The 21778-nt window shown below is 39.1% G+C and carries 13 protein-coding genes; 7 read left to right on the plus strand and 6 right to left on the minus strand.

What is annotated here, in order from left to right; translation table 11 throughout:
• Positions 1-40 precede the first annotated feature (40 nt).
• A complete protein-coding gene (locus ACGTJS_RS11135; protein ID WP_410472125.1) occupies positions 41-859 on the plus strand; it encodes a hypothetical protein in 819 nt (272 codons plus the stop codon).
• Between the two features lie 108 nt (positions 860-967).
• Here ACGTJS_RS11135 and ACGTJS_RS11140 read toward each other — a convergent pair whose 3' ends face one another.
• The gene (locus ACGTJS_RS11140) at positions 968-1771 is read right to left on the minus strand and encodes a Bro-N domain-containing protein (protein WP_410472126.1); all 804 of its coding nucleotides are present in this window, start codon (positions 1769-1771) and stop codon (positions 968-970) included.
• A 292-nt stretch (positions 1772-2063) separates the two neighbouring features.
• Positions 2064-3677: a tyrosine-type recombinase/integrase gene (locus ACGTJS_RS11145; protein ID WP_410472127.1), complete on the minus strand. Its 1614-nt coding sequence runs from the start codon at positions 3675-3677 to the stop codon at positions 2064-2066.
• A 218-nt stretch (positions 3678-3895) separates the two neighbouring features.
• Between ACGTJS_RS11145 and dusB the strand changes: the two genes are divergently transcribed.
• Complete coding sequence (gene dusB / locus ACGTJS_RS11150) at positions 3896-4894, plus strand: tRNA dihydrouridine synthase DusB (RefSeq protein ID WP_410472128.1); 999 nt, start codon at positions 3896-3898, stop codon at positions 4892-4894.
• Between the two features lie 4 nt (positions 4895-4898).
• Here the strand turns inward: dusB and ACGTJS_RS11155 are convergent, their stop codons facing one another.
• Complete coding sequence (locus ACGTJS_RS11155; RefSeq protein WP_410472129.1) at positions 4899-5690, minus strand: hypothetical protein; 792 nt, start codon at positions 5688-5690, stop codon at positions 4899-4901.
• Positions 5691-5861: 171 nt separating this feature from the next.
• Between ACGTJS_RS11155 and ACGTJS_RS11160 the strand changes: the two genes are divergently transcribed.
• The 4 genes from ACGTJS_RS11160 (at position 5862) to ACGTJS_RS11175 (ending at position 17032) form a co-directional block, all read left to right on the plus strand.
• Positions 5862-9911: an exodeoxyribonuclease V subunit gamma gene (locus tag ACGTJS_RS11160; RefSeq protein WP_410472130.1), complete on the plus strand. Its 4050-nt coding sequence runs from the start codon at positions 5862-5864 to the stop codon at positions 9909-9911.
• A gap of 45 nt (positions 9912-9956) precedes the next feature.
• Positions 9957-14294, plus strand: a complete 4338-nt coding sequence (locus ACGTJS_RS11165) for a UvrD-helicase domain-containing protein (protein WP_410472131.1) — start codon at positions 9957-9959, stop codon at positions 14292-14294.
• Complete coding sequence (recD, locus tag ACGTJS_RS11170; protein WP_410472132.1) at positions 14294-16156, plus strand: exodeoxyribonuclease V subunit alpha; 1863 nt, start codon at positions 14294-14296, stop codon at positions 16154-16156. The genes ACGTJS_RS11165 and recD overlap by 1 nt, the downstream gene beginning before the upstream one ends.
• A gap of 90 nt (positions 16157-16246) precedes the next feature.
• Positions 16247-17032 carry an alpha/beta hydrolase gene (locus ACGTJS_RS11175; protein WP_410472133.1) on the plus strand — a complete coding sequence of 262 codons (786 nt, stop codon included), beginning with the start codon at positions 16247-16249 and terminating at the stop codon, positions 17030-17032.
• Positions 17033-17058: 26 nt separating this feature from the next.
• Here the strand turns inward: ACGTJS_RS11175 and ACGTJS_RS11180 are convergent, their stop codons facing one another.
• Positions 17059-18015, minus strand: coding sequence for a helix-turn-helix transcriptional regulator (locus ACGTJS_RS11180; protein WP_410472134.1), 957 nt, complete (start codon positions 18013-18015; stop codon positions 17059-17061).
• Between the two features lie 175 nt (positions 18016-18190).
• Here ACGTJS_RS11180 and ACGTJS_RS11185 point away from each other — a divergent pair, with 175 nt between their 5' ends.
• Positions 18191-20374, plus strand: coding sequence for a TonB-dependent siderophore receptor (locus tag ACGTJS_RS11185; protein WP_410472135.1), 2184 nt, complete (start codon positions 18191-18193; stop codon positions 20372-20374).
• 85 nt (positions 20375-20459) lie between these two features.
• On the opposite strand, the gene ACGTJS_RS11190 is transcribed toward ACGTJS_RS11185, so the two are convergent.
• On the minus strand, positions 20460-21014 hold the full coding sequence (locus ACGTJS_RS11190; RefSeq protein WP_315043632.1) for a hypoxanthine-guanine phosphoribosyltransferase: 555 nt from the start codon (positions 21012-21014) through the stop codon (positions 20460-20462).
• 81 nt (positions 21015-21095) lie between these two features.
• Positions 21096-21767, minus strand: coding sequence for a hypothetical protein (locus tag ACGTJS_RS11195; RefSeq protein ID WP_315043630.1), 672 nt, complete (start codon positions 21765-21767; stop codon positions 21096-21098).
• Between the last annotated feature and the right edge of the window lie 11 nt (positions 21768-21778).

Raw genomic sequence — 21778 nt, forward strand, 5'->3', positions numbered from 1 at the left:
TTTTTAATCAATTTTTTAACCAAAATAAGGAAAAAATACGATGTTTATGTCTAATCCAATTTTTGATAGTTTAAAACAAACCAATCAAAACCAACAGTTTGACGGTATTAAAGAAGCAGTTGAGCAAGTTGCTTTTGACCCTATTGATGAGCGTATGGCAATCACCCAAGCCGCTAATATGCGTATGGCGGCTGTGTCTGTGGTGCTAAATACCACGATGATTTTGTCAGAAGGGCAAGATGAAGAAGATGAGTTGTTGCCAAATGAAGTGTTAGACGGCTTGATTGAAGATGTCTTTGTTGAAGATGATGAAGATGATGAAGATGATGACGAAGTGGTTGATGAAACGGTAAAAGCACAACTTACGGCTTTTGTTATGGAAGCATTGATTGCTTTTGGTGTCAAAGAGAGTGTTATTAGTGATATGTTTAATACTGATACCGATGTTGCCGATACTGCCATTGAAAAAGCGTGTGAAACCGTGCTTGAAAATCTACCTGATGACGGTGAGCCGTTAGATGAGTTTTTAAATGCCTATATCTTTGGTGTTGGTATTGATGAAGAAGACAGTGAAGAAGGGTTTGATGGGGTTGGTAGTACAATTAAAAAACTGTTTGGCGGTAAAACATCAACCCAAAAAATCGGTGGCAAAACGTTCAGATATAAAGCAGAAAAAGTCATTAAGAACGGCAAAGCTGTTTTTAAAAATGTTCGTGTTGGTGGTGGTCATGTTAAGCTAAGTGCAAAACAAAAGGCGGCTTTAAAAAAAGCACAACGAAAAGCACAGCTTGGCTCTGCAGTCATGAAACGTGTTAAATCCTTTAAAAAAGGGTTTAAATTAGGTTTGCATGACCGTTAAAACGTCATAGCAAATCAATCGGTATTCGTTAATATTTTATGTAGGGTAGCAAATTACCCCACCTAACAAAGCTAGGCAGGGTAATTGTTAAAGGTTTTGTTTATTTTTTTAACAGGCTATCTCATTACAACTTGGATAATCACAGCCAATACGATACTGACGAGAGAGCAACTGCTCAACATCACCGCCAAACACCTTTTGGCAAGAACTTGACAAATTTTGCTCAAACTCATTTGCCGACTGCATAATCAGCTTTTCACATTCCGCCATTATCAAATCAGCATCTTCATTATTTCTCAAAATGCGTTTGATAATTATCTTTTCGGCTTCAGCCACCGTATTATTCAACCTTACCACCGTTTTATAAATATCCAACATCTCATTGGCAATAATCGGCAAATGCTCCACTTCAAACACCGCAGGACTAGGCGTACCAGTCGCAAAGCGTAACCGTGTCCAAATTGCATTCACAGCCGATTGCTCCCAACGCATAGAATGCGTAGTTAGCCAAATCAAGCGTTTAATATTTAACGTATCTGCATTACTTACATAGTTGCGTTTTTCGCATTTTGGTTTTGGAGCGTGATACCGCCCTGTTTGACGAATAGTTGGCAACACATCATTAAACACCCAATCTTGAAACTTTACCGCACTTGGCAACTTACTACCAAAAATCAAACGGTAAACATCAGGTTCATAAATTACACGGACGTTTTGTAAACCACCTGCTGTTTTAAGGGGGTAGTGTTTCACGACCCCATTGCAATGGCGTGAAATAGCATCTTTCGTATTTGTATAACCCAAAGCGTTTGCAACATCTTTGGCAACAAACATCGGCGTATTATTTTCATCAACAATAATACGCACATTATCAGATTGGTTAAAGGTAAAAGTTTGGGTTAATACGTTCATAACGAACTCCTAGTTAGTTTTCTGAAAAAAACCTTATTAAAAATAAGGGTGTCAAGAGTTTCAGAACCGCAACTAGACGGCTGACAGCTTTTCCTTACGGTATTGTATGACTGCCAACTCTCGACATAAGAAGTCCAATAGGTGGATTAACTGACTATTATGATGAGAGATTGCCAAATAATAGGCATAAAAAAGCCACTTTTTCGTAAAATGTGGGTAACGCTAGTTGATAGAGTTCTGACGCTCTAAAACATACTATACAACAAAAAACCCACCTTGTAAAGTGGAGTAGTTAAAACAGCTCAATCAATCGCTCTTTGTGCAGGGTGTAATAAGCGGTAATATCCGCCCAAACGCCTTGCACATACTTATAAACATGGTAGTCATCAATTCGCAAAACATCAAGCGTGCGACAGTCAAAATGTGTCGCACCATCTGGCAAATCATCAATCGTAAAATGCTTGAACAAGTATTTTTCCCATGCGTCTTGGGTATAATCAAGGGTAAAGCGTTGCCTTGCATTGTCCCACAAAAACACATTATCCACGCCCAAATGTAGGGTAAAATCATCAACAATACGTTTTGACGGATGAAAATCTTTAACAAAACTATCCAAAAACGGTTGGATAAAATCCCAATTTGCCTGAAGCATGGTTGGATTTTTGGCGATTTCTATCGCTTTCTTGGCATGGGCAATGTCCACACGGTTGATGTGGCGTTTGACCGTTTTGGTGGTGATGTTATGCTCGCTGTGTAGTTTTTTGGCATTGGCAATGGCGTCCACATAGTCCAAGCGGTCGCTACGTTTTTTGAGATTGACATACCGCTGTAGGCTCGCCCACGATGAATGTAGGGTGATTGTCTGTAGCTGTGGAATGCTAAAACCATCTTCTGCGTAACGTGTGGCACATTCATGGCGTAAATCATGAAAGCGTAAGCCGTCAATCTCGCAAATCTTGCACCCTCTAGCAAAATAGGACGAAATGGTCTGTGCATTCATAGGAATAAGCAAATTTTGGTCATAGCCTAAGATAGACATACGGTTGCGTGTTGTTACGTCCAAACACTCGTCAATCAGTAGTAGGGCGTTTGGCTCAAGGTGTGCGTATTTGTGATTGCCAATCGTGCCGTTGGGGTTTTTGACATCTCGGACAAGCCATTGGTTATTAGCTCGGTCAAAATCAGACAGCAAAAGGTGGCATAGTTCATCTTGGCGTCTACCTGTGTAAATGGCAAGCCACATGATAAGGTGCATAGGGATTGAACCACGACCAACAGCCCATTCACGATAAAAAAAGTTGGTCAAAAGCTGTAATTCTTCGCCTGTTGGTAAGCGGTCAAGCTGTTTTGATTTGCCAACGATTCTGGATTTTTTTAAGCCACGCATGGCAAAGTCAAATTCGGATTTGACATGGTTTAAATCCATACCCCAAACAAAAATCGCATGATTGATAACCGTGCTAATCTCACTCAAATCCTTTAAAACAGTGGACGGTGAAACGGCATTTTGCATATTTTCCACATCGCCACGCCTACGCCACATCGCAAATGATGAAAAATCATGACGTGTTAAGGTGAATACATTGGCTTTGCAAATATCATAACGAGCAATGCGTTTTAGGTTGGTTTCGTGCTTTTCGTTGTACTGCCCCTGTGTTTGCACGCTATAATGCTCAATCATCTGGGCAAGGGTGTTGCCATAGACAGATTGTGTGGATTTTTTGAGAATATCAGGGTTAATCTCAATCTGGGCTTCTATCTTTTTTATCCACTCTTTGGCTAAACTTTCTTTACTAAAGGTTTTGGATTTAGTAAAATTTGGCGTATCTTGACGCTGGATTCTGACTGTTGCGGTATAACGAAAAGATTTACCGTCTTTGGTCTTTCTCTTGCTGATTGTACCCATGTTTGCACCCTGTATTTGCAACATTATTGTAAAATTTACAACATCAATAAAAAATGTTGTAAATATGATACAACAAAAACGCAAAAATATGCAAATATATGAAAAAATATGCAAGTTTTTACATAAAATTTAAAGCGTAAAAACAGCCAAAAACGTGGGTAAAACACCAAGAAAAACCATTAATAATTAACATTAAAATCATTTAAAAACAATAACTTATGAAAAACCACCCCTTACTCACCCCCCTACAAATCGGCAATGAAACCATCGCCAATCGGTTGATACTAGCCCCGATGGCAGGCGTAACGGACAATCCGTTTCGCAGACTTTGCCGAGCCTATGGAGCAGGTCATGCCGTGTCTGAGATGATGACATCGGATGCGACATTGTTTGCTCATAACAAAACCTTATACCGTGCCAATTTTGACGGTGAAATTTCGCCCATTTCCGCCCAAATTGTCGGTTCAGAGCCTGACAAACTTGCCGAATCCGCTCGTTACCAAGTCGCCAATGGGGCAAAAATCATTGATATTAACATGGGTTGCCCTGCCAAAAAAGTGTGTAAAAAATTGGCAGGTTCAGCGTTGTTGCAAGACGTTGATTTGGTGAAAAAATTATTAGAAGCGGTGGTGAATGCTGTTGATGTGCCTGTAACCCTAAAAACTCGCTTGGGCTTTGAAAATGGCAAAGAAAATATTTTGACCGTTGCCAAAATTGCCGAAGACGTTGGCATACAAGCTCTAACCATTCACGGACGCACCAGAGAAGACAAATATCTGGGGCAAGCTCGCTATGAGCTGATTGGCGAAGTCAAAAAAATGCTAAACATTCCGATTATCGCCAATGGCGACATTGACAGCCCACAAAAAGCCAAAGCCGTGTATGAGATGACAGGGGCGGATGCGGTGATGATAGGGCGGTCGGCACAGGGTCGTCCGTGGATTTTTAAGGAAATTCATCATTATTTGCAAACAGGTGAGCTACTGCCAAATCCCACGATTGATGAACTGCGTGAAATTGTACTCACCCATTTACAAGGGCTTTATGCCTTTTATGGTGAATATTCTGGCTGTCGTATCGCTCGCAAACACATTGCTTGGTACACCACAGGCATTGCCAATTCCAACGCCTTTCGCCAAGCCATGTATGGCGAAGAAACCACAGCAGGACAATTTGCGGTGGTGGATAAATTTTTGACAACGGCGGTGTATGATTAATCTTTTATAATTGGTGTAACAAGTCATCCATCAAATCATCAAAGGCATCGTGCGGTTGATTGTTAGTATTATTGGTTGCATTACTGGGTGAAGTGTTCGGTTTTGGGCTTGACACAGGGGTGGGCTGTAGGTTAGCCTTTTGCGGTTGCGGTTGCGGTTGCGGTTGCGGTTGCGGTTGCGGTTGCGGTTGCGGTTGCGGTTGCGGTTGCGGTTGCGGTTGCGGTTGCGGTTGCGGTTGCGGTTGCGGTTGCGGTTGCGGTTGCGGTTGCGGTTGCGGTTGCGGTTGCGGTTGCGGTTGCGGTTGCGGTTGCGGTTGCGGTTGCGGTTGCGGTTGACTAACAGATTTGGGCTGTTGGCTGACCGTGTTTTGTACGGGTGGTTTTGAGCTTTGTACCGCAGGATTAGTTGATGTGCCACCGTTTTTACCCAGTTCTAAATGGGCTTGTTCTACCAGTTCTTTGGCGTGTTTTTGCCGTTCTTTTTTGACGCTGATTTCTTCACGAAACGCATACCAGTTTTGTTGCCACCAATGTTCAAACTGATTGACATTTTTACCTACGATAGAATCTGGCAAATGCACGGTTAAAAGTTGGGAAATCAGCACATTATCCATGCCGTCAAGCGTTTGGTCTTTGGCGACAAAGATATGTTCACGACTGCCTTTATATGGTTTTTTGTAAGTCAAAGATTGTCCGTCAAAGTCAAGTTTTGGCAGTTGCCACAGTTTGCCATTTTGGTAAATGACGGTAAATTTTTTGACAGGGTGGCGAAAAATCACATCAATCGGGCGTAGCATTTTTTTCTCGTTTTTTTGTTAAAATTTAATGTTAATTTACCATAATTTTGGCTGAATTTCATCTCAATTCAGCGATTATTTTACATAATTTTCCGTACAAAATTGTATTAAAATGCTATAATTTTGGCAAAGGTGTTTTTTTATTTTGTGCGTATTTTTATGGATATCGATATGTCTGCGGTTAGTCCCAATTTTAAAATCATTCAAAGCAATCAAATTGAAACGTTATTTGAGCATTTATCAATCATGTATCAAGACCGCAAGTCTTGTCGCTCAGTGTTTGAGCCGTTTCACGTCATTGTGCCGTCTATGGTGATGGGCGAATGGCTCAAAAAACAGGTGGCGGACACGTTTGGTATTAGTACGTTGGTCACGACGGAGTTTTGGGGGCGTTATTATTGGTCGTTAGTGCAACGAGTGGCTCGCAGTTATAATGATTTTTATAAAAGCCGTGGCGTGGTAAAAGACGATTTTAATGTGCCAGATGTGGCGATGTTGTCAAAAAATATCATGCAATGGCGGATTTTTGGTTATTTATTACAAAATCAAACGCAGATTTTACAAGATGAAAAGCACGTTTTGTATCCTTTTATTGAGCCGATTGTTAATGATAAACAAAATTTAACAATGGATAGTCCGCAAAACAGCCAGCAAACCAATTCATTTATCAAAGATGGTATTATGGTAGACGATGCCAGTATCCAAAGCCAAGACCAACGCCTTTGGCAGTTTTCGGCGGATATGGCGAGTATGTTTAATCGCTATATGACTTATCGTGAAAATTGGCTAGAAAAATGGGGCAAAAATCAAGCGGTCAATGTGCAAGCCTTGATTGATGAAAAAGACAAATTACAAGCCTTAATCAAACATCAAGAAATAGACATGGTCAAAACGCCTGATTGGTTGGTTGAGCATTATATGCAGTTAGAACAAGCCCAGCGTTTTTTGTGGCGAGCATTGTTTGACAACATTTATCAAGAACGTAAAAATTTACAAGATAAATTTTGGCAAGTTTTTGATGATAAGGATAAACAAATTGCCGATATTTGTAGACAGCAGTTACCGACAAATGTGGTGTTATTTACTGTGCAACAGTTACCACCGAGCGAGCTAAACGATTTAAAACGCTTAAGTGAGCTTGTGCCTGTTACTTTGTTGCATTTTAACCCATCAGAGCAGTTTTGGGCGGATATTGTGGATAAAAATTGGTTGTTAAATCAACAGCTAATTGACCCGACCACCGTTTATTTAAAGGATTATGGACATACGTTGTTATCTCGTTTTGGCAAACAATCTCGTGAAGTGTTTGCCATGCTTGCCGATTTGTCGGGTAATGAGTATGAAAAAGTTGAATGGATTGATGAGTTTGAACCAAATTCTCAGAATAGCTTGTTAAGTCAATTACAAAACGATATTTTAATGCTTGATGAAGGCGAAACACAAACCAAAATTTTGAATATGATAAATTTTGACAAAACCAAACGCCATCAACAAGCCGAACAAGAAAGCCAACGCCAAAACCAAAATTGGCAAATCGGTACAACCGACAAGCCATTTGACAGTAGCCTTGCCATTCACGCCTGCCACAGCATGACACGCCAGTTAGAAGTGTTGCGAACTTTGATAATCAGTTGGCTGAACAACACCGATAGACCTGCTCCCAATGAAGAAAATAACCGCCGTCTGTCTGATATTTTGGTGTTATTGCCAAACATTGAAGCCGAACGCAACGTGATAGAAGCGGTTTTTCCCAAAGGCGTGGGGGCGGACGGTTATCATCTGCCAGCCAAAATCACAGGTGTGGTCGCAAAAGATGTCAATCAGTTTTGGCAAGCGGTGATGGGTTATTATACCTTGTTAAACAAGGCAGGTAGCCGTTTTCACCGTATGGAAGTGTTTGATTGGTTGATGTTGCCACAGTTATACGAAAGTTTTGGGCTAAATTTGACCCAAATGCAACGCACTTGCGAGTTGTTAAGCGATGCAGGGTTTGTGCGGGGTTTTGACGAATTACATTTGAGCCAAACCTTGCACGATATTGATGATGATTATCGTTATACCTTTGCTTATGCCTTGGAACGACTGGTCGCAGGCTTGTTTATGCCAAATGCCAAAGCGGTCAAATTTGGCGAGCGTGTCAATTATCACGGACAAACCGAAACTATAGAGCCATTGCCAACCGTCAAAATATCGGACAAGCCAATGATTGCCATGTTGTGCCAAATTTATCAAACGCTTAACGACAATCGGCATATTGGCAAACAAGCTTATAAAGTGGATAAATGGTTAAGCGAAATTGAAAATTTAATGAAACTTCGCTTTGAAAAATTTAACCAAACTAACGCTTGGAAAGCGATTTTTTCGGCACAAAATGAACTCAAACGCCAAGTCAAAGCCAACAGCCAAGCCCAAGATTTGCCCCTAAAACTCAATTTTATGTTGCAAAGTATCAATGATGAAATCGCAAGCCAACAGGTGAGTGCTGAGCCGTCTAGCGTGATTACCTTTGCTCGTATCGGTGCGGTGCGAAATCTGCCGTACAAACTGGTGGTCATGCTCAATCTGAACCTTGCCGACTTCCCACAGCAAGAACAGAGCAACCGCTATAATCTCATGCAGGCAGGCGTGAACAAGCGTGGCGATAGGTTTCGTGAAGATGACGATTTGGGGGCGTTTTTGGACGCATTGCTGTGTGCCAAAGAAGCCTGTTGGTTGTTTTATAATGCCAAAAATAATACCGATATTTATCAATATTTGCCCGCAAGTCCCGTGCAAGAATTGTTGGACTTTTTATCTCAACATTTGTCCAAAGACCAAATTGGTAATTTTGGCGAAAAAATTCAACAATATTTGGTAACTCATCATGCGTCTTTGCCATTTGACAAACAATATTTTGAAATTAACCAAAATACCAAAAATCCTACTTTTGTTGAACAATTAGACAGCCAAAAAGCCAACTTATATCCGCCATCAAAGGTGTGGTATGGTATGTATGAAAAACTGCATGGTGAGCAAAAAACTCAGCATGATGACAACAAAATCAGACTGTGGCTTAAAAAAGATTTAAATCAATGGTTAAAAAAATGGCAAGCAAGTAAACAATTGTTAAATAATAATAGCCAAACGCCAAAAAAATATATTAGCCTAAGCAAAATTTTCCAACAATTACAAAACCCTGCCAAATCATTTTTAAACGCTCAAAATCTGTCTGTTGAGCGTTTTGACAAAGACTTAAGCATTTTGGAAAATTTGAAATTGGACGGTTTGTCAAAATATCAGCTCAATGCTGATTTATTGCAAAGTATGTTAAACGATGAAATGTTGGACGAAAAAACCGCTTTGGCGTTTAACGATATTTTGCCTGCTGGCGTGAACCGTTATCAAGCATTGGACGAGCAAAAACAACAAATTCAGCAACATTTGCACCAATTTATTGACAAATTAAGCGTGTTTGATGCAAGGTTGGTGAACGAAAGTTTGCAAAAAAACCATTTGCCAAGCCAAGATTTTACCGCTTTATCAAATATGATTGACAAAAATATCAAACCAAATTTACAAAATCAAGATGTTTTAACCCTATTAAGAGGCTTGATAAACCCAACTCATGAACAACATTTGGCAATTTTAATCAATGATTTAAAAGACGATGGCACGATTGATAACAAAGCAAGCGATGTGGTGTTAAAAGTGCATTTGCCAACCGATTTAAACGATAAATATTGGCTAGATTATTTGCCAAATAGCGGTAGAGAAAAGTATCAAATCCGTTTTTGGCTGTCGCATTTGTGTTGGCAAGTCACCCGCAAAACCAGCGATGAGCAACAACAAGCCCAGCATGGCTTTTCATTGTGGCAATATAGCAACAAACAAACGCTCTACCTACCTGCGATACAATGGCAACAGGCGTATGCCATGCTTCAAGACTGGCTGATGCTGTGGCAACTGACCGAACGGCAAGTGATTGTGCTACCACCGCAAAATGCTTTGCAATATCTGCAAAATATTGCCAATGATAGTGATAATCAAAAATCAAAGATGAGCCATGTTAAGGAATGGGTAGCAACGTCTTATAATTTTGAGCCAACTGAAGAGAATTTTGAGTTTAATCAATGGCAATTGTTAATTGGTGATAAAAAAGCCAACGTGATTTTACGCTTTTTGGATACATTGGGCGAGTGGGCGTATCAGCCATTACGCCAACATTTGGTAAAAATTGACTAATTTAACAGATTGATTTTAAACAATAAAAAAGACACGAGTACAATAATGAACACAACGAATATAGACCAAGACAACACAACCCAACAATCCAAACTACAGCCACCTGCGGTAACGCTTGCGTTAAATGGGCGACATCTGATAGAAGCGTCCGCAGGCACAGGCAAAACATGGACTTTGACAGGTGTGGTGTTACGCTTGATAGTAGAAGGCGGTTATCCTTGCGAAAAAATCATCGCAACCACCTTTACCAGAAGTGCGTCCGCCGATATGCGACAACGCATTAACGAACGTTTGCAATCTTTTTATCAACTTTTGTTATTTATTCTTAATCCGCCTAATGATGATAAAAATAATGATGAGAAGAAAGAATTTTTATTTAAAAATAGCCTAAGCAATTTTAATGCTAATGGATTAAATGATGAAGAAAAAAATCAACGTTTTGAGCGTTTTTTTGCTGAATTAAACAGCGAAATTTTAAAACATTCAAAAGCATTGCACGAGCAATATGAAGACAAGGTAAATTATGCTTTGCTTGAACATATTGTCAAACAAATGTTTCAAATTGAGCAAAAAGACCCAAAATTGGATTTTTTGTTGGCAAAACACCGCACCCAAACCGCATTAAACCAACTGGACAAACTGTTTGTCAGTACGCTTGATAGCTTGTGCCAAAAATGGCTTCGTGAGTTTAGTAGCGAAACGGGTTATTCGTCTGATGTGCAGATTAGTAATGATGTGAGCCATGTGGTTGGGGCGATGGTGCATGACCAGTTGCGGGGTTTTATGGCGTTTATTTACAATCGTCATGCTGATGATACGGCGTTGTATCAGTTTATTTCGGCTAAGTTGAAGTTGGCTGATGATTTTGAAAAGGCGGTGGAGCGTGCGTTAAATTTTTATACTGCTCACATTGATATTGTGCCGTTGATGGATTTTGATTTAAAAAAATTGCCAACACTTGCCCAACGTATCGCCGAATTTTATGATGATGAATTTGAAGTTTGGTTTGATGAAAGTTATCGTTTAAATGCTCAGATGAATAAAAGTTTGGTTTTACACAAAACATTTAATCTGATTAAAAATATACGACAAGATTTTAGCCAAACACATTTCCCCAATTGGTTTTTTGAAAAAAACAGCAAAGAAAATAAGTTATTAACCGAAATTGCCGAATTTTTTAGCAAAGGCAAAGGCTTTAAAAAAGACAGTGAAGTTTATCAACAAAGTTTGTCAAATTTTGCGATTATGCAAGATTTGTATCAAGTTTACCAGCTGCAACAACAAATGTTGGTTTATATAGACAATTTAAGCCAACATTTTACCCAGTTTATTGCCAATTATGTGCGTGAAAATTTGCCAAAAGTTTTGGACGCACAGGGTTTGACGACTTTTTCATTGCAACTTGCCAAACTTAACCAAGCCTTACAAGGCAGTCAAGGCGATGCATTGGCAAAATATATCCGCCATGAATATCCGATTGCCCTGATTGACGAATCTCAAGACGTGAATACCGAGCAGGCGTTATTGATTGAGCGATTGTATCTTAACAATGATAAAAACAATGACAAACAATTGGACAAACAATCACAAAAAGGCTTTTTGTTGTTAGTGGGCGACCCAAAACAGGCGATTTATGGTTTTCGTGGTGGTGATGTCAAAAATTATACGATTTTAAAAAAGAAGTTTGGCAAAAACACTTATTATTTGACCGATAATTTTCGCTCATCGCAATCTTTGATTAGCAATCTAAATACTTGGTACGGTGTTGGCGAAAATGCGGTGATGGCAAGCGATACACCAACCAACACAGCCATGCCAAACCAACTGGGCGAAAATATTGAATATCAAAAAATCAATGCCAACCGAGCCGACAGTTATCTGATAGACCCAACTCAAGATGATAAAACCTTGCCAACCGTATATCATTTGCGAGCCGATTATAAACAAGCGTTTATCAATATGGAACAAGATGATGACAGTGATAACAACGATAGTGTCGTGTCCGAAAGCGATATGGTCGTGGCTCAAATTGCTTTATGGTTTGACAAAAATGATGACAATCATCAATCGTTGGTATTTCGCAAAGAAATAGAAACAGATGAACAAAATGCTAAGCCAATATACGAAGATAAACCCTTACAATTATCTGATATTTGTATTTTGGCAACTAAAAATAAATATCTTAATATCATTGAAAAACAGTTGAATAATCATGGCATTACTACTTTGCGGGGCGGTAGCCAAAGCGTGTTTAGCGACAGTATGAGCCGTGATATGTTTGCCTTGATGAATTGTTTGTTAAATCCGTATCATCAGTCAAAATTGCGGACTTTGCTCTTATCCAATTTTTTTCAAATGCGTTTGGAACATATCAATCAATTATTTGCCGAAAATGCACACGACAATGACAATCCACAGTTGTTGGACAGTATTCAACAGGCGATAATTGACGCAGGCGAGATGTGGCAAAAAGACAATCTTTTGGTGGCGGTGCAGTCGTTATTTAACAAAAAATTTGACATTAACGGACAAAATTTGACAATATGGCAACGCCTAGCCCAACACGAAGCAGGCGAGCGTTGGTTGGTTGATATGCGTCATCTATTTGATATTATTCATGATTTTTTAAGTGAAAATCAAAATGGGGCAGGTGAGTACCAACTGTTTGACTGGTTTGCCGAGCAATTACAAACCGAGCCGACAGACGAACAATATCTGCAACACCGTTTGACCAGCGAAAATGGCGTTAAACTGATGACCATTCACCAGTCCAAAGGTTTGGAATTTGAAGTGGTGTTTGTCGTGGGTTTGACGGACAATTTAATGACGTTAAAAGAGCCGTATTTGTACCTGTATAGCCAAAACAACGAGCATTTAAAAAACCGCCATTTGACTGCTTTGGCAAGTGATGGACAGTTTGATTTTAAACAAATGGAAACGGACAATAATTATGAAGAAAGATTGCGATTGTTGTATGTGGCTTTGACACGAGCCAAAGAGCAGGTGTATATCGTAACGGTTGGGCAAAAAGAATTTCGCAATAAAACATCGCCATTAAAACCGTTTGTAAGAATGGTTAAAAAAGACAAGCAATTTGTACAAGATATCAAAGATTTTGTGCTTGATGAACGTTTGGTAAATGCGGTCAAACTGATTGACACGTCCGAACAAAATAGCCTAAGTAAAAAAATGGCTGAACTGCAACAAAACCCAAAATACCAAGTAAACTTTGAACAAACAACCGAAAATAATGATGATTTAAAAAACAAACAAAAATTTATAAATGATTATAATCAACGTATTGCCAAAATTAACCAACTAAGCTATCAAGGGTGGGCGAGTACCAGTTTTACCAATCTATTAAAATTGGCTCAAAATCAGCAAACCCATAACCAAGATGATACCATAGAAATAAAAGATGTTGATAATGTAGAAGAAAATATCATTCCGCCAGTTGCCAATATTGTGAACCCAAGCGATTTGCCAATGCGTTTTCGTTTTGAAAAAGGGACGAGTGCAGGGACGTTTTTGCATGGCGTGTTAGAAGATTTGGTGAATGCCAATTTTAATGAAAAACGTGGGTTTGACGAGCATTTGTCTTTTGATGACCCTGATAATTTTGTGGCAAAACGCTGGGCGACTATCATTGACAAAGCCTTACGCAAAACGCAACTGCCAAAAAGTTATTATTCAACACAATCCGCCAGTGAATTTCAAGGCGAAAAAAATACTAAAAAAGATGAACCGTTTCAAACCGATTATCTTCATCTTGCCAATTGGTTAAAAGATATCATGCTTACGCCATTACAAGCCCCAAGACAGCATGATGGCACGCCTTATGATAAGCCTTTACGCTTGATTGATATTGAGCAAAAACAAGCAGAAATGGGCTTTAATTTAAAGTTTAGTAAAAAAATATCTATCACCGAATTAAACAATCTGTTTGATAAATATGGTATTACTTTAAATCTACAATCCACCCATCAAGAACAGCTTTGGGAGTATCTAAAAGGGGAGATTGACTTGGTTTACCAACATGATAATCGTTTTTATATTGTTGATTATAAAAGTAATTTTTTGGGAAATGACTTTGATGATTATCAGCATGATAACCTACACAAAGCCATGCAACATCATCATTACTTTTTGCAAGCCTGTATTTATCAAGTGGCGTTACACCGATTTTTAAAATTACGTCTGGTGGATTATGACATGGATACGCATTTGGTAGCGGTGGAGTATGCGTTTTTGCGTGGTATGTCGCCTGAAATTGATAGAGTAGGGGTTGGCAGTTATGTTTTTGATATTAACAATGCTTTGGTAACAGAGCTGGACGAATTGTTTGGCAATACTTTTAATCAAGCACATAATAAGGATAAATAATGAACACACAAGCAAATGCAGAACAAACCACAACCGATTTAGAAAATATCAGCCAATTTGTTATGTTACGTCAACAACAAGTTGCAGATATAAAACATTTAAATAAAAATAGCCTAAGCAATCAAATTCAATTTAATAAAATTAATACAAAAAGCAAAAAACCTAATTGTCAAGAAAAAAACGAATTTATCAAAGATTTGTTAAAAAATTTAGAAATTGCCTTAGAAGAAGGGCATACCATTTATAGTCAAAAAAATATTGATAAAAATCAGCTGAATAAACTACAACAATCAAACTGGCTAAGTATACTTGATGATTTGCAAGTAAACAATTTGATAAAAGTGAATAAACCAATTGTGGCGTATCATCATCAAAACGAATGGTTTTTTTGGTTGCAACGACAATGGTTTGCCGAAAAAAAACTGGCTGAACAGATTTTAACACTAGCCAAACAGCCACTTAACAATTTAGCAGACAGTTTAACAATCACATATGAACCAAAAAATGACAAAAAAACCGCCAATACCTTGCAACAACAAGCGATTGAAAAAGCCTGTCAATTTGCGTTTAGCATTATCACAGGCGGACCGGGAACGGGCAAAACTTTTACCGTTGCCAAACTGGTAACGCAACTACAACATGCTCACGACATCAAACGTAAACAACAGCCAAATTTGCCACCGCTTGCCATTGCCTTGACCGCACCGACAGGCAAAGCCGCCCAACGTATGCAAGAGTCGTTAAACCAAAGCTTAGGCGACAACAGCCTTGACAATGCCAAAACTTTGCACCGACTGCTTGGCATAGGGCAGGACAGCACACCACGCTACCATGCGAACAATCCTTTGCCTGATGATTTGGTGATTGTGGACGAAGCGTCTATGCTTGGGCTAGAGCTTGCCAGTCAGTTGGTTGATGCGATAAAACCGAATGGACGACTGGTGCTATTAGGCGATGCCAATCAGCTATCGGCGGTGGACGCTGGTGCGGTGTTGTCCGATTTGTGCCACGTGACAGCGTTACAGCCGTATCATACCGAGTTAAAAGAGTCAAAACGTTTTGACAAAAATTCTGCCGTTGGCAAAATCGCACTTGCCATTCAACAAGCAATCGCCGAGAGAATACCTGCCGAAATTCCAACCGATTTGTTAAAACCGGCTACGCCTGCCAATTTCTTAAAAGCCAACTTACTAACAAACAAAATTCCACTTTTTAAACCAAATAGCAAGGAAGTTTATCAAGTTTTGGCAAAACCTTATTTGCCCTTTTTTCAATTTATCAAAGATTTAAAAAGCATTGAAAAAGTTGAAAAAATGACTATGTCGCTTGATGACAATCGCAAACACTTATTTGAGATTTTTAATCAATATCGGGTTTTGTGTGCAGGTCATCATGGCAAACTGGGAACGACCAGCATTAATCAACAAATTGGCAAACAATTAGCCGACTTTTTGGGTGGTATCAAAAAAGAACAAGGCTTTTTTTATCATGGATTGCCTATAATGATTATTAGCAATGATTATCATTTGGGATTGTTTAACGGTGATATCGGCATTTGTTTATTGATTAACGATAAATTACAAGTTTGTTTTGAAAATAAAATCGTGCCTGTCAGTCGCTTAAGTTTATCCTTGTGTGAGCCAGCGTTTGCCATGACAATTCACAAATCGCAAGGCTCGGAATTTGGCTGTGTGGCGGTGTGTTTGGATAAAACGCATGAAAGATTGCTCAGCCAAGAATTAATTTATACGGCGGTTACTCGTAGTAAACAAGATTTGATGATTGTCAGCGATAATGCGGTTTTAGAAAAAGCATTAAGCCAAAAAACGCTGAGAAATACAGGATTGATGTTGCAGTTTTGATTTTTTGGGATAAAATTTAAAGAGTATTGTATGAAAAGTTTTTTGATTATCATGTCGGTTTTTTTGATAAATTTACAAACAAGTGTTGCGATGAATAATGAAACAACGATGATTGAGCCAATTACGCTCACAAATACAGAACAAAGATTGATTGATTCAAGCAAAGGCGATTATCAACTATTGTCATCAAACGCTATTCAGCAAATACAGCCCAATCAACCGATTATCCTAACGTTGGACGGCAATGCCTTATTTGCAACGGGTTATCGTGAACTTTTGTTAAACCAAGCCCAAAACCAAAATTTAGCCGACAAACCGATACTTTGGGGATTGGGTTATCCAGATACCACGTTATTTAATGCTCGCCGATTGAATGATTATACGCCCACGGGCTCGGCACATTTGCATGAGCTGATTGAGCGACAATTGCCAAAACCGATGGATAAAAAAATCACCTTGGTAGGGCATTCGTTGGGTGGTTTGTTTGCGTTGCAAGCGTTGTCATTGTGTGTCAAAAATAATGATTGCCCTTATGAGCAGATATATATCGCCAGTCCTTCACTGTGGTGGCAAGATGAGCAGATTGTCAAAGAGCTTGATAATTGGTTATCTTTAGCAAAGAAAAACCCCAAAAATTTGCCAAAAATCACCTTAACGATTGGCGGATTAGAGCAAACGCCCAATCCACACGATGATGAAAAAAGACAAAATTTGTTAAAGCAACGCAAAATGTTAGACCATGCCAAATGGTTAAGCCAAAAACTCACGGCTTATCATATTCAACATGATTTTATTATTTTTGACAATTTACGTCATCATGAAACGGCAGATGCGACCTTAAAATTGGCAATTCAGCGTTATTTTGACAAGCCATAAATTTTGACAAACATTTTTAACAAACATTAAAGCCAATCTTTGTGTTTGTGAATATATTTCGCTGGAGTGGTGTGGTAGTAGGCTTTAAATGCTTGGTTAAAATTGGCAACTTGAGAATAACCACAGCGATAAGCTACTTCTTTGATTGGCAAATTGTCAATCAAAAGCCATTGGCTAGCCCGTTGCATATTTTTTTGGGTGAGCCATTGTTTACCTGTCATTTGAAAATGCGTTTTAAAATAACGTTGTAACCAGCGTTCAGAAATGGCAAAATGCTTTGCCAAATCACTCACTTTATGATGACCCAAATCCCAAGCGGTGTTTAACTGTTCTAGAGTGATTTTGGTAAAATTTTGTTGTTTTTTATCGTCATTTTTTTCTAAAACAAGGTTGTTTGCGTTTAAATTATTCAAATAATTTTGACTAAATTTCCCCCAAAGTCTATCCAATAACGCAAAAATTAACGCATCTTTATGAAACAATTGTGTTGATTGTGTGTTATGTTGTTGGCATAAATTGTGATAAATCGCCATCAACTCGTCATCGCCTTGCCATTGATACACATTTGTTTTGTTAAAAAAATCTTGATGGGGTTTGTCCAAATGCGATAACCACGCTCTGATATTGCTGATGGTTATTTTTTGCGTGCTTTGATTGGCAAACAAATAACGACAAAAAATATTTTCTTCTGCCACATTTACCAAACAACACACAGGGCAACTATCGGCTGATAGCTGATAATGGGTATTGCCAATGCTAAAATCCACCTTGCCTGACAGCACCACAACCAAAGACGTATAAGGCTGAACCAAGCGATGACTGGTTAGGTTTTGGCTAGGGGTTATCTCGCCTGCATGAAACATCATGCCCGTTACCGAGCGATAAAAAAATTGGTTTGTGGCGGTGTTTTTGGGTTGTAATTGTTCAATGATGTCATCGCTGGGTAAGTTGGTAAAGGTTTGTAATGTGGCAGTCGTTTTCATATTCACTGTAAATTAAAATTTAAATGATAACTATTATCAATAAATTTTGTCGTTTTTTCAATACTTTTTTGAAAAAATGTAAGGCGAAAAATGTTTACAATAATCTTGCAATTTTTTACAGATGTGTAAGACATTTTTATTTTAAAACCAACCCATCACTTAACAGGAAAATGACATGAATTATTCATCAAAAAACGTGTTAAATCAGACTGTTTTATCAAAAGCCTTATTCAGTATTTTTTTGGGATTTGGCGTAGTGCAAGCGTCCGCCCAAACCAGTCAAAGCAACGATAATGACGTACCATCTACGACATTGGATACTATTTATCTAACTGCCAATCAGTTGTATTATGTAGACCCAAGCGAAGACAATGATTATTATAGTGCCAATGTCGCAACGGTTGGCACAAAAATCCCTGCCAGTTTGGAAAACATTCCGCAGTCGGTCAGTGTGATTACACAAAAGAAAATGGACGATTTAAACGTAGAAACCTTGGATAAACTGGCAAAACGTACCGCAGGATTGCGTGTTTTACAAAATGATGATGGTCGTTCTTCTATTTATGCACGTGGTTATGAGTATGACCAATTTAGTGTGGACGGCTTGCCAGCCCCAATGGCAAGTATCAATGGCACATTGCCAAATTTGGTGGCGTTTGACCGTGTGGAAGTGTTAAAAGGGGCTTCTGGCTTGTTTAATTCTTCCAGCGAAATGGGCGGTGTGGTGAATTTGGTGCGAAAACGTGGCAAGGCGGACGGAAAAAACACACTGCAAGCCAGCGTTTTTGACCCAAAAGGTTTTGACATTACGGCGGATATGCAAGGGGCTTTGTCAAATGATGACAGCGTTACAGGGCGAGCGATTGTTCAGCACAAACAACAAATCAGTGATGTGGTGGACAATGCGGGTGGTGATGAAAACACTAATACGACTTTTTACAGCAGTTTGGATAAAAAATTTGGTGAAAATGATGACCGTATCGGTGTCGGCTATTTGTACCAAAAACGCAATATCACGCCAAATAATGGCTTGCCAACAGCTCAAGGCTTGACATTGTTGGGTCTGCCAAATGATGATTTTTATGGGGCAAAGTGGAATGATTTTAACAACGAAAGTCATGATGTGTTTGTAGATAGTCTGTACCAATTGCCATCAAAAGGTATCGTCAGTGCAGGTATTCGCTACAGCGACCGAAAAACGGATTATAATTATGCGTTTGCAGGTTCAGCATTGGATAACAATCGTCAGTTTACGGCAACAGGGTTGGGGGCGGTTATCAAAGAAGATGCCTTGTCTGCGGATATTAATCTAAGCCAACCTTTTTTAACCAGAGGCGGACAAAGCGAATTTGTCGTTGGTGCGGATTATAAAGATTTTAATCGTCATACCAAACAGGCACGTTTTGCACACCGAGAACGCATGACGGTGCAAGGTTTAAACAACTTAACACACACCGACTATATCAACAGCCCACAATCACGCATAACTGATGAAAACAATACTTTAAAAGAAACCGCCCTGTATGCCAAACTTGGCTATAAAGTAAGCAAACCTTTGACCGTGATTGTCGGTGGACGGTTAAACCATTATGATATAACTTCTAGAACTGTTAAGAATATCACCAGCACTAGCAATGCAACCAAAGACGACAACAAAGCAATCGGCTATGGGGCAGTGGTGTATGAATTTAACCCAAATGTTAACGGTTATTTTAGCTATACCGAAGTATTTAAACCACAATATGCGACCAATCGTCAAAATGAAATCTTAGACCCACGCAAAGGCGAACAATATGAAATGGGTGTCAAAGGTTTTTGGCAAGGTAATCAACATTTATCCGATATTACAGGGCGAGCCAGTATTTATCGTTTAAATGATGAAAACGCCGCCGCAACAACCGTAAACAATGACACAGTGGCATTGGGTGAACGCCAAATGCAAGGCTTTGAGTTAGAAGCCAACGGCACAGTGGGCAAGCATATCCAACTATCGGCAGGTTATGCGTATTTGGATTCAACCATCAAACAAAAAGGAAACGAAGACGGTATCTTTTTATTAATGCCAAAACACACGGCTAATTTGTGGGGAACTTATACCTATCAACTACAAAGACCGCTAACCATCGGATTAGGGGTGAATTATGTGGGTGAATTTGAGTCCAGCCAAGGTGTCAAAGCCGATAACTACAGCACATGGGACGCAATGATTAGCTATCCATTTACGGACAAATTAAAAGGACAGTTAAATCTTTACAATTTATTTGATGAAGATTATTATGCACGAGTTGGCGGTGCCAATACTTTTAATATCCCAGGTGATGGGCGAGAAGTCAAAGTCAGTTTGACTTATGAGTTTTAATAGATTTGGTTTTAAACAGCAAAGTTTTAAAAATAACAAAAAAAGGCTTATTTATTAAGCCTTTTTTTACATTTATCAATCACGATTATTCTTTAATCGCATAAATCCCCGGCATATGACGCAAATAACCATGATAATCCATACCACAGCCATATACATAGCGGTCTGCTACATCAACACCGACAAAATCCACTTTAAAATCAGCGACTTTGCGGTCGTGTAATTTGTTTAACAGTACACAAGTTTTTACTGATTTTGGATTTTCTTTTTGCAGCTCATCAACCACCGCTTTTAGGGTAATGCCTTCATCAAAAATATCATCAATCAACAAAATATCTTCGCCAGCGATGTCAATGTCTGGTTTAAATTTCCATTCCAAATCGTTCGTGCCTTGGTTGTTGCGGTAGCGAGTGGCGTGGATATAGTACATACGGTGATAAAAAGTGAACTGGGTCAAAAGTTGTCCTGCTGGGATTAACCCGCCATTCATCACCACCATGACAATGGGATTTTGCCCTGCATAGTGCAGATTGACGCTGGCGGCTAGGCGTTCATAGGCGGCTGCCACTTCAATGCTACTAATCAGACATTCTGAATTTCGCAAAGCTTCTTCGATTTCTTTGTTGCTTAATTGGCTCATAGGGATACCTTTTTTGATGATTTTTTGTCAAAATTAGATTGATAGAAAATCACGATATTTTAACACAAACAAACCAAAAATTTAAGCCTTAAAAATCTGTGATTGATAATACTTGGTAAAGCGTTCCAACGATTCTTGGGGCATTTGCGGAATTAGACGGTTTAACGCAAGGCTAATGCCTTTTTTTAGTACGCCATCAGCCAAACTGATTGCCCCACGTTTTAGGCGATTTAACGGCAATGTTTTGGTAAAATCTAACAAAAAATGCTGTAAACAGGCATTAGATAATTCGCTAAAAACTTTGGCAAGCCGTGCGTTTTCGTCCTTGCCGTTGCCTTGATGAACATTGGCAAAACAGGCAAAAATCTCGCCTGCCAACTCATCTGACAACGGAAAACCGATTCGCATTTGCCCTGTTTCGTCATGTTTTACCACATTTTTATCAAAAAAGTCAAAACTTACCAACACATCAGCATTGTCAGTCGGTGTCAAAATGGTGTCAATCACTTTGTCAGACGTGGTTTCTATGGTGTGGCTCAGTTTGATTAAATGCGTTTTTCGCTCCGACTCGTTTGGCATGGCTTCAATCAATTTTACCAACATCACATCAAGCAACTCTTTGCTAACCATGTGGGTGATTTTATCACGATAAAGGTCATAACGTTCATCGCTGTTATTTTCAATGAGTGCGTAAGCGTGCTTGATGGTGTCGCTTAGCATTTGTGATGGCACAAAGCCAAAATAATAAGACATTTTTTGCAACT

This window comes from Faucicola mancuniensis (assembly GCF_046523945.1).
GTDB classification, from domain to species: Bacteria; Pseudomonadota; Gammaproteobacteria; order Pseudomonadales; family Moraxellaceae; genus Faucicola; species Faucicola mancuniensis.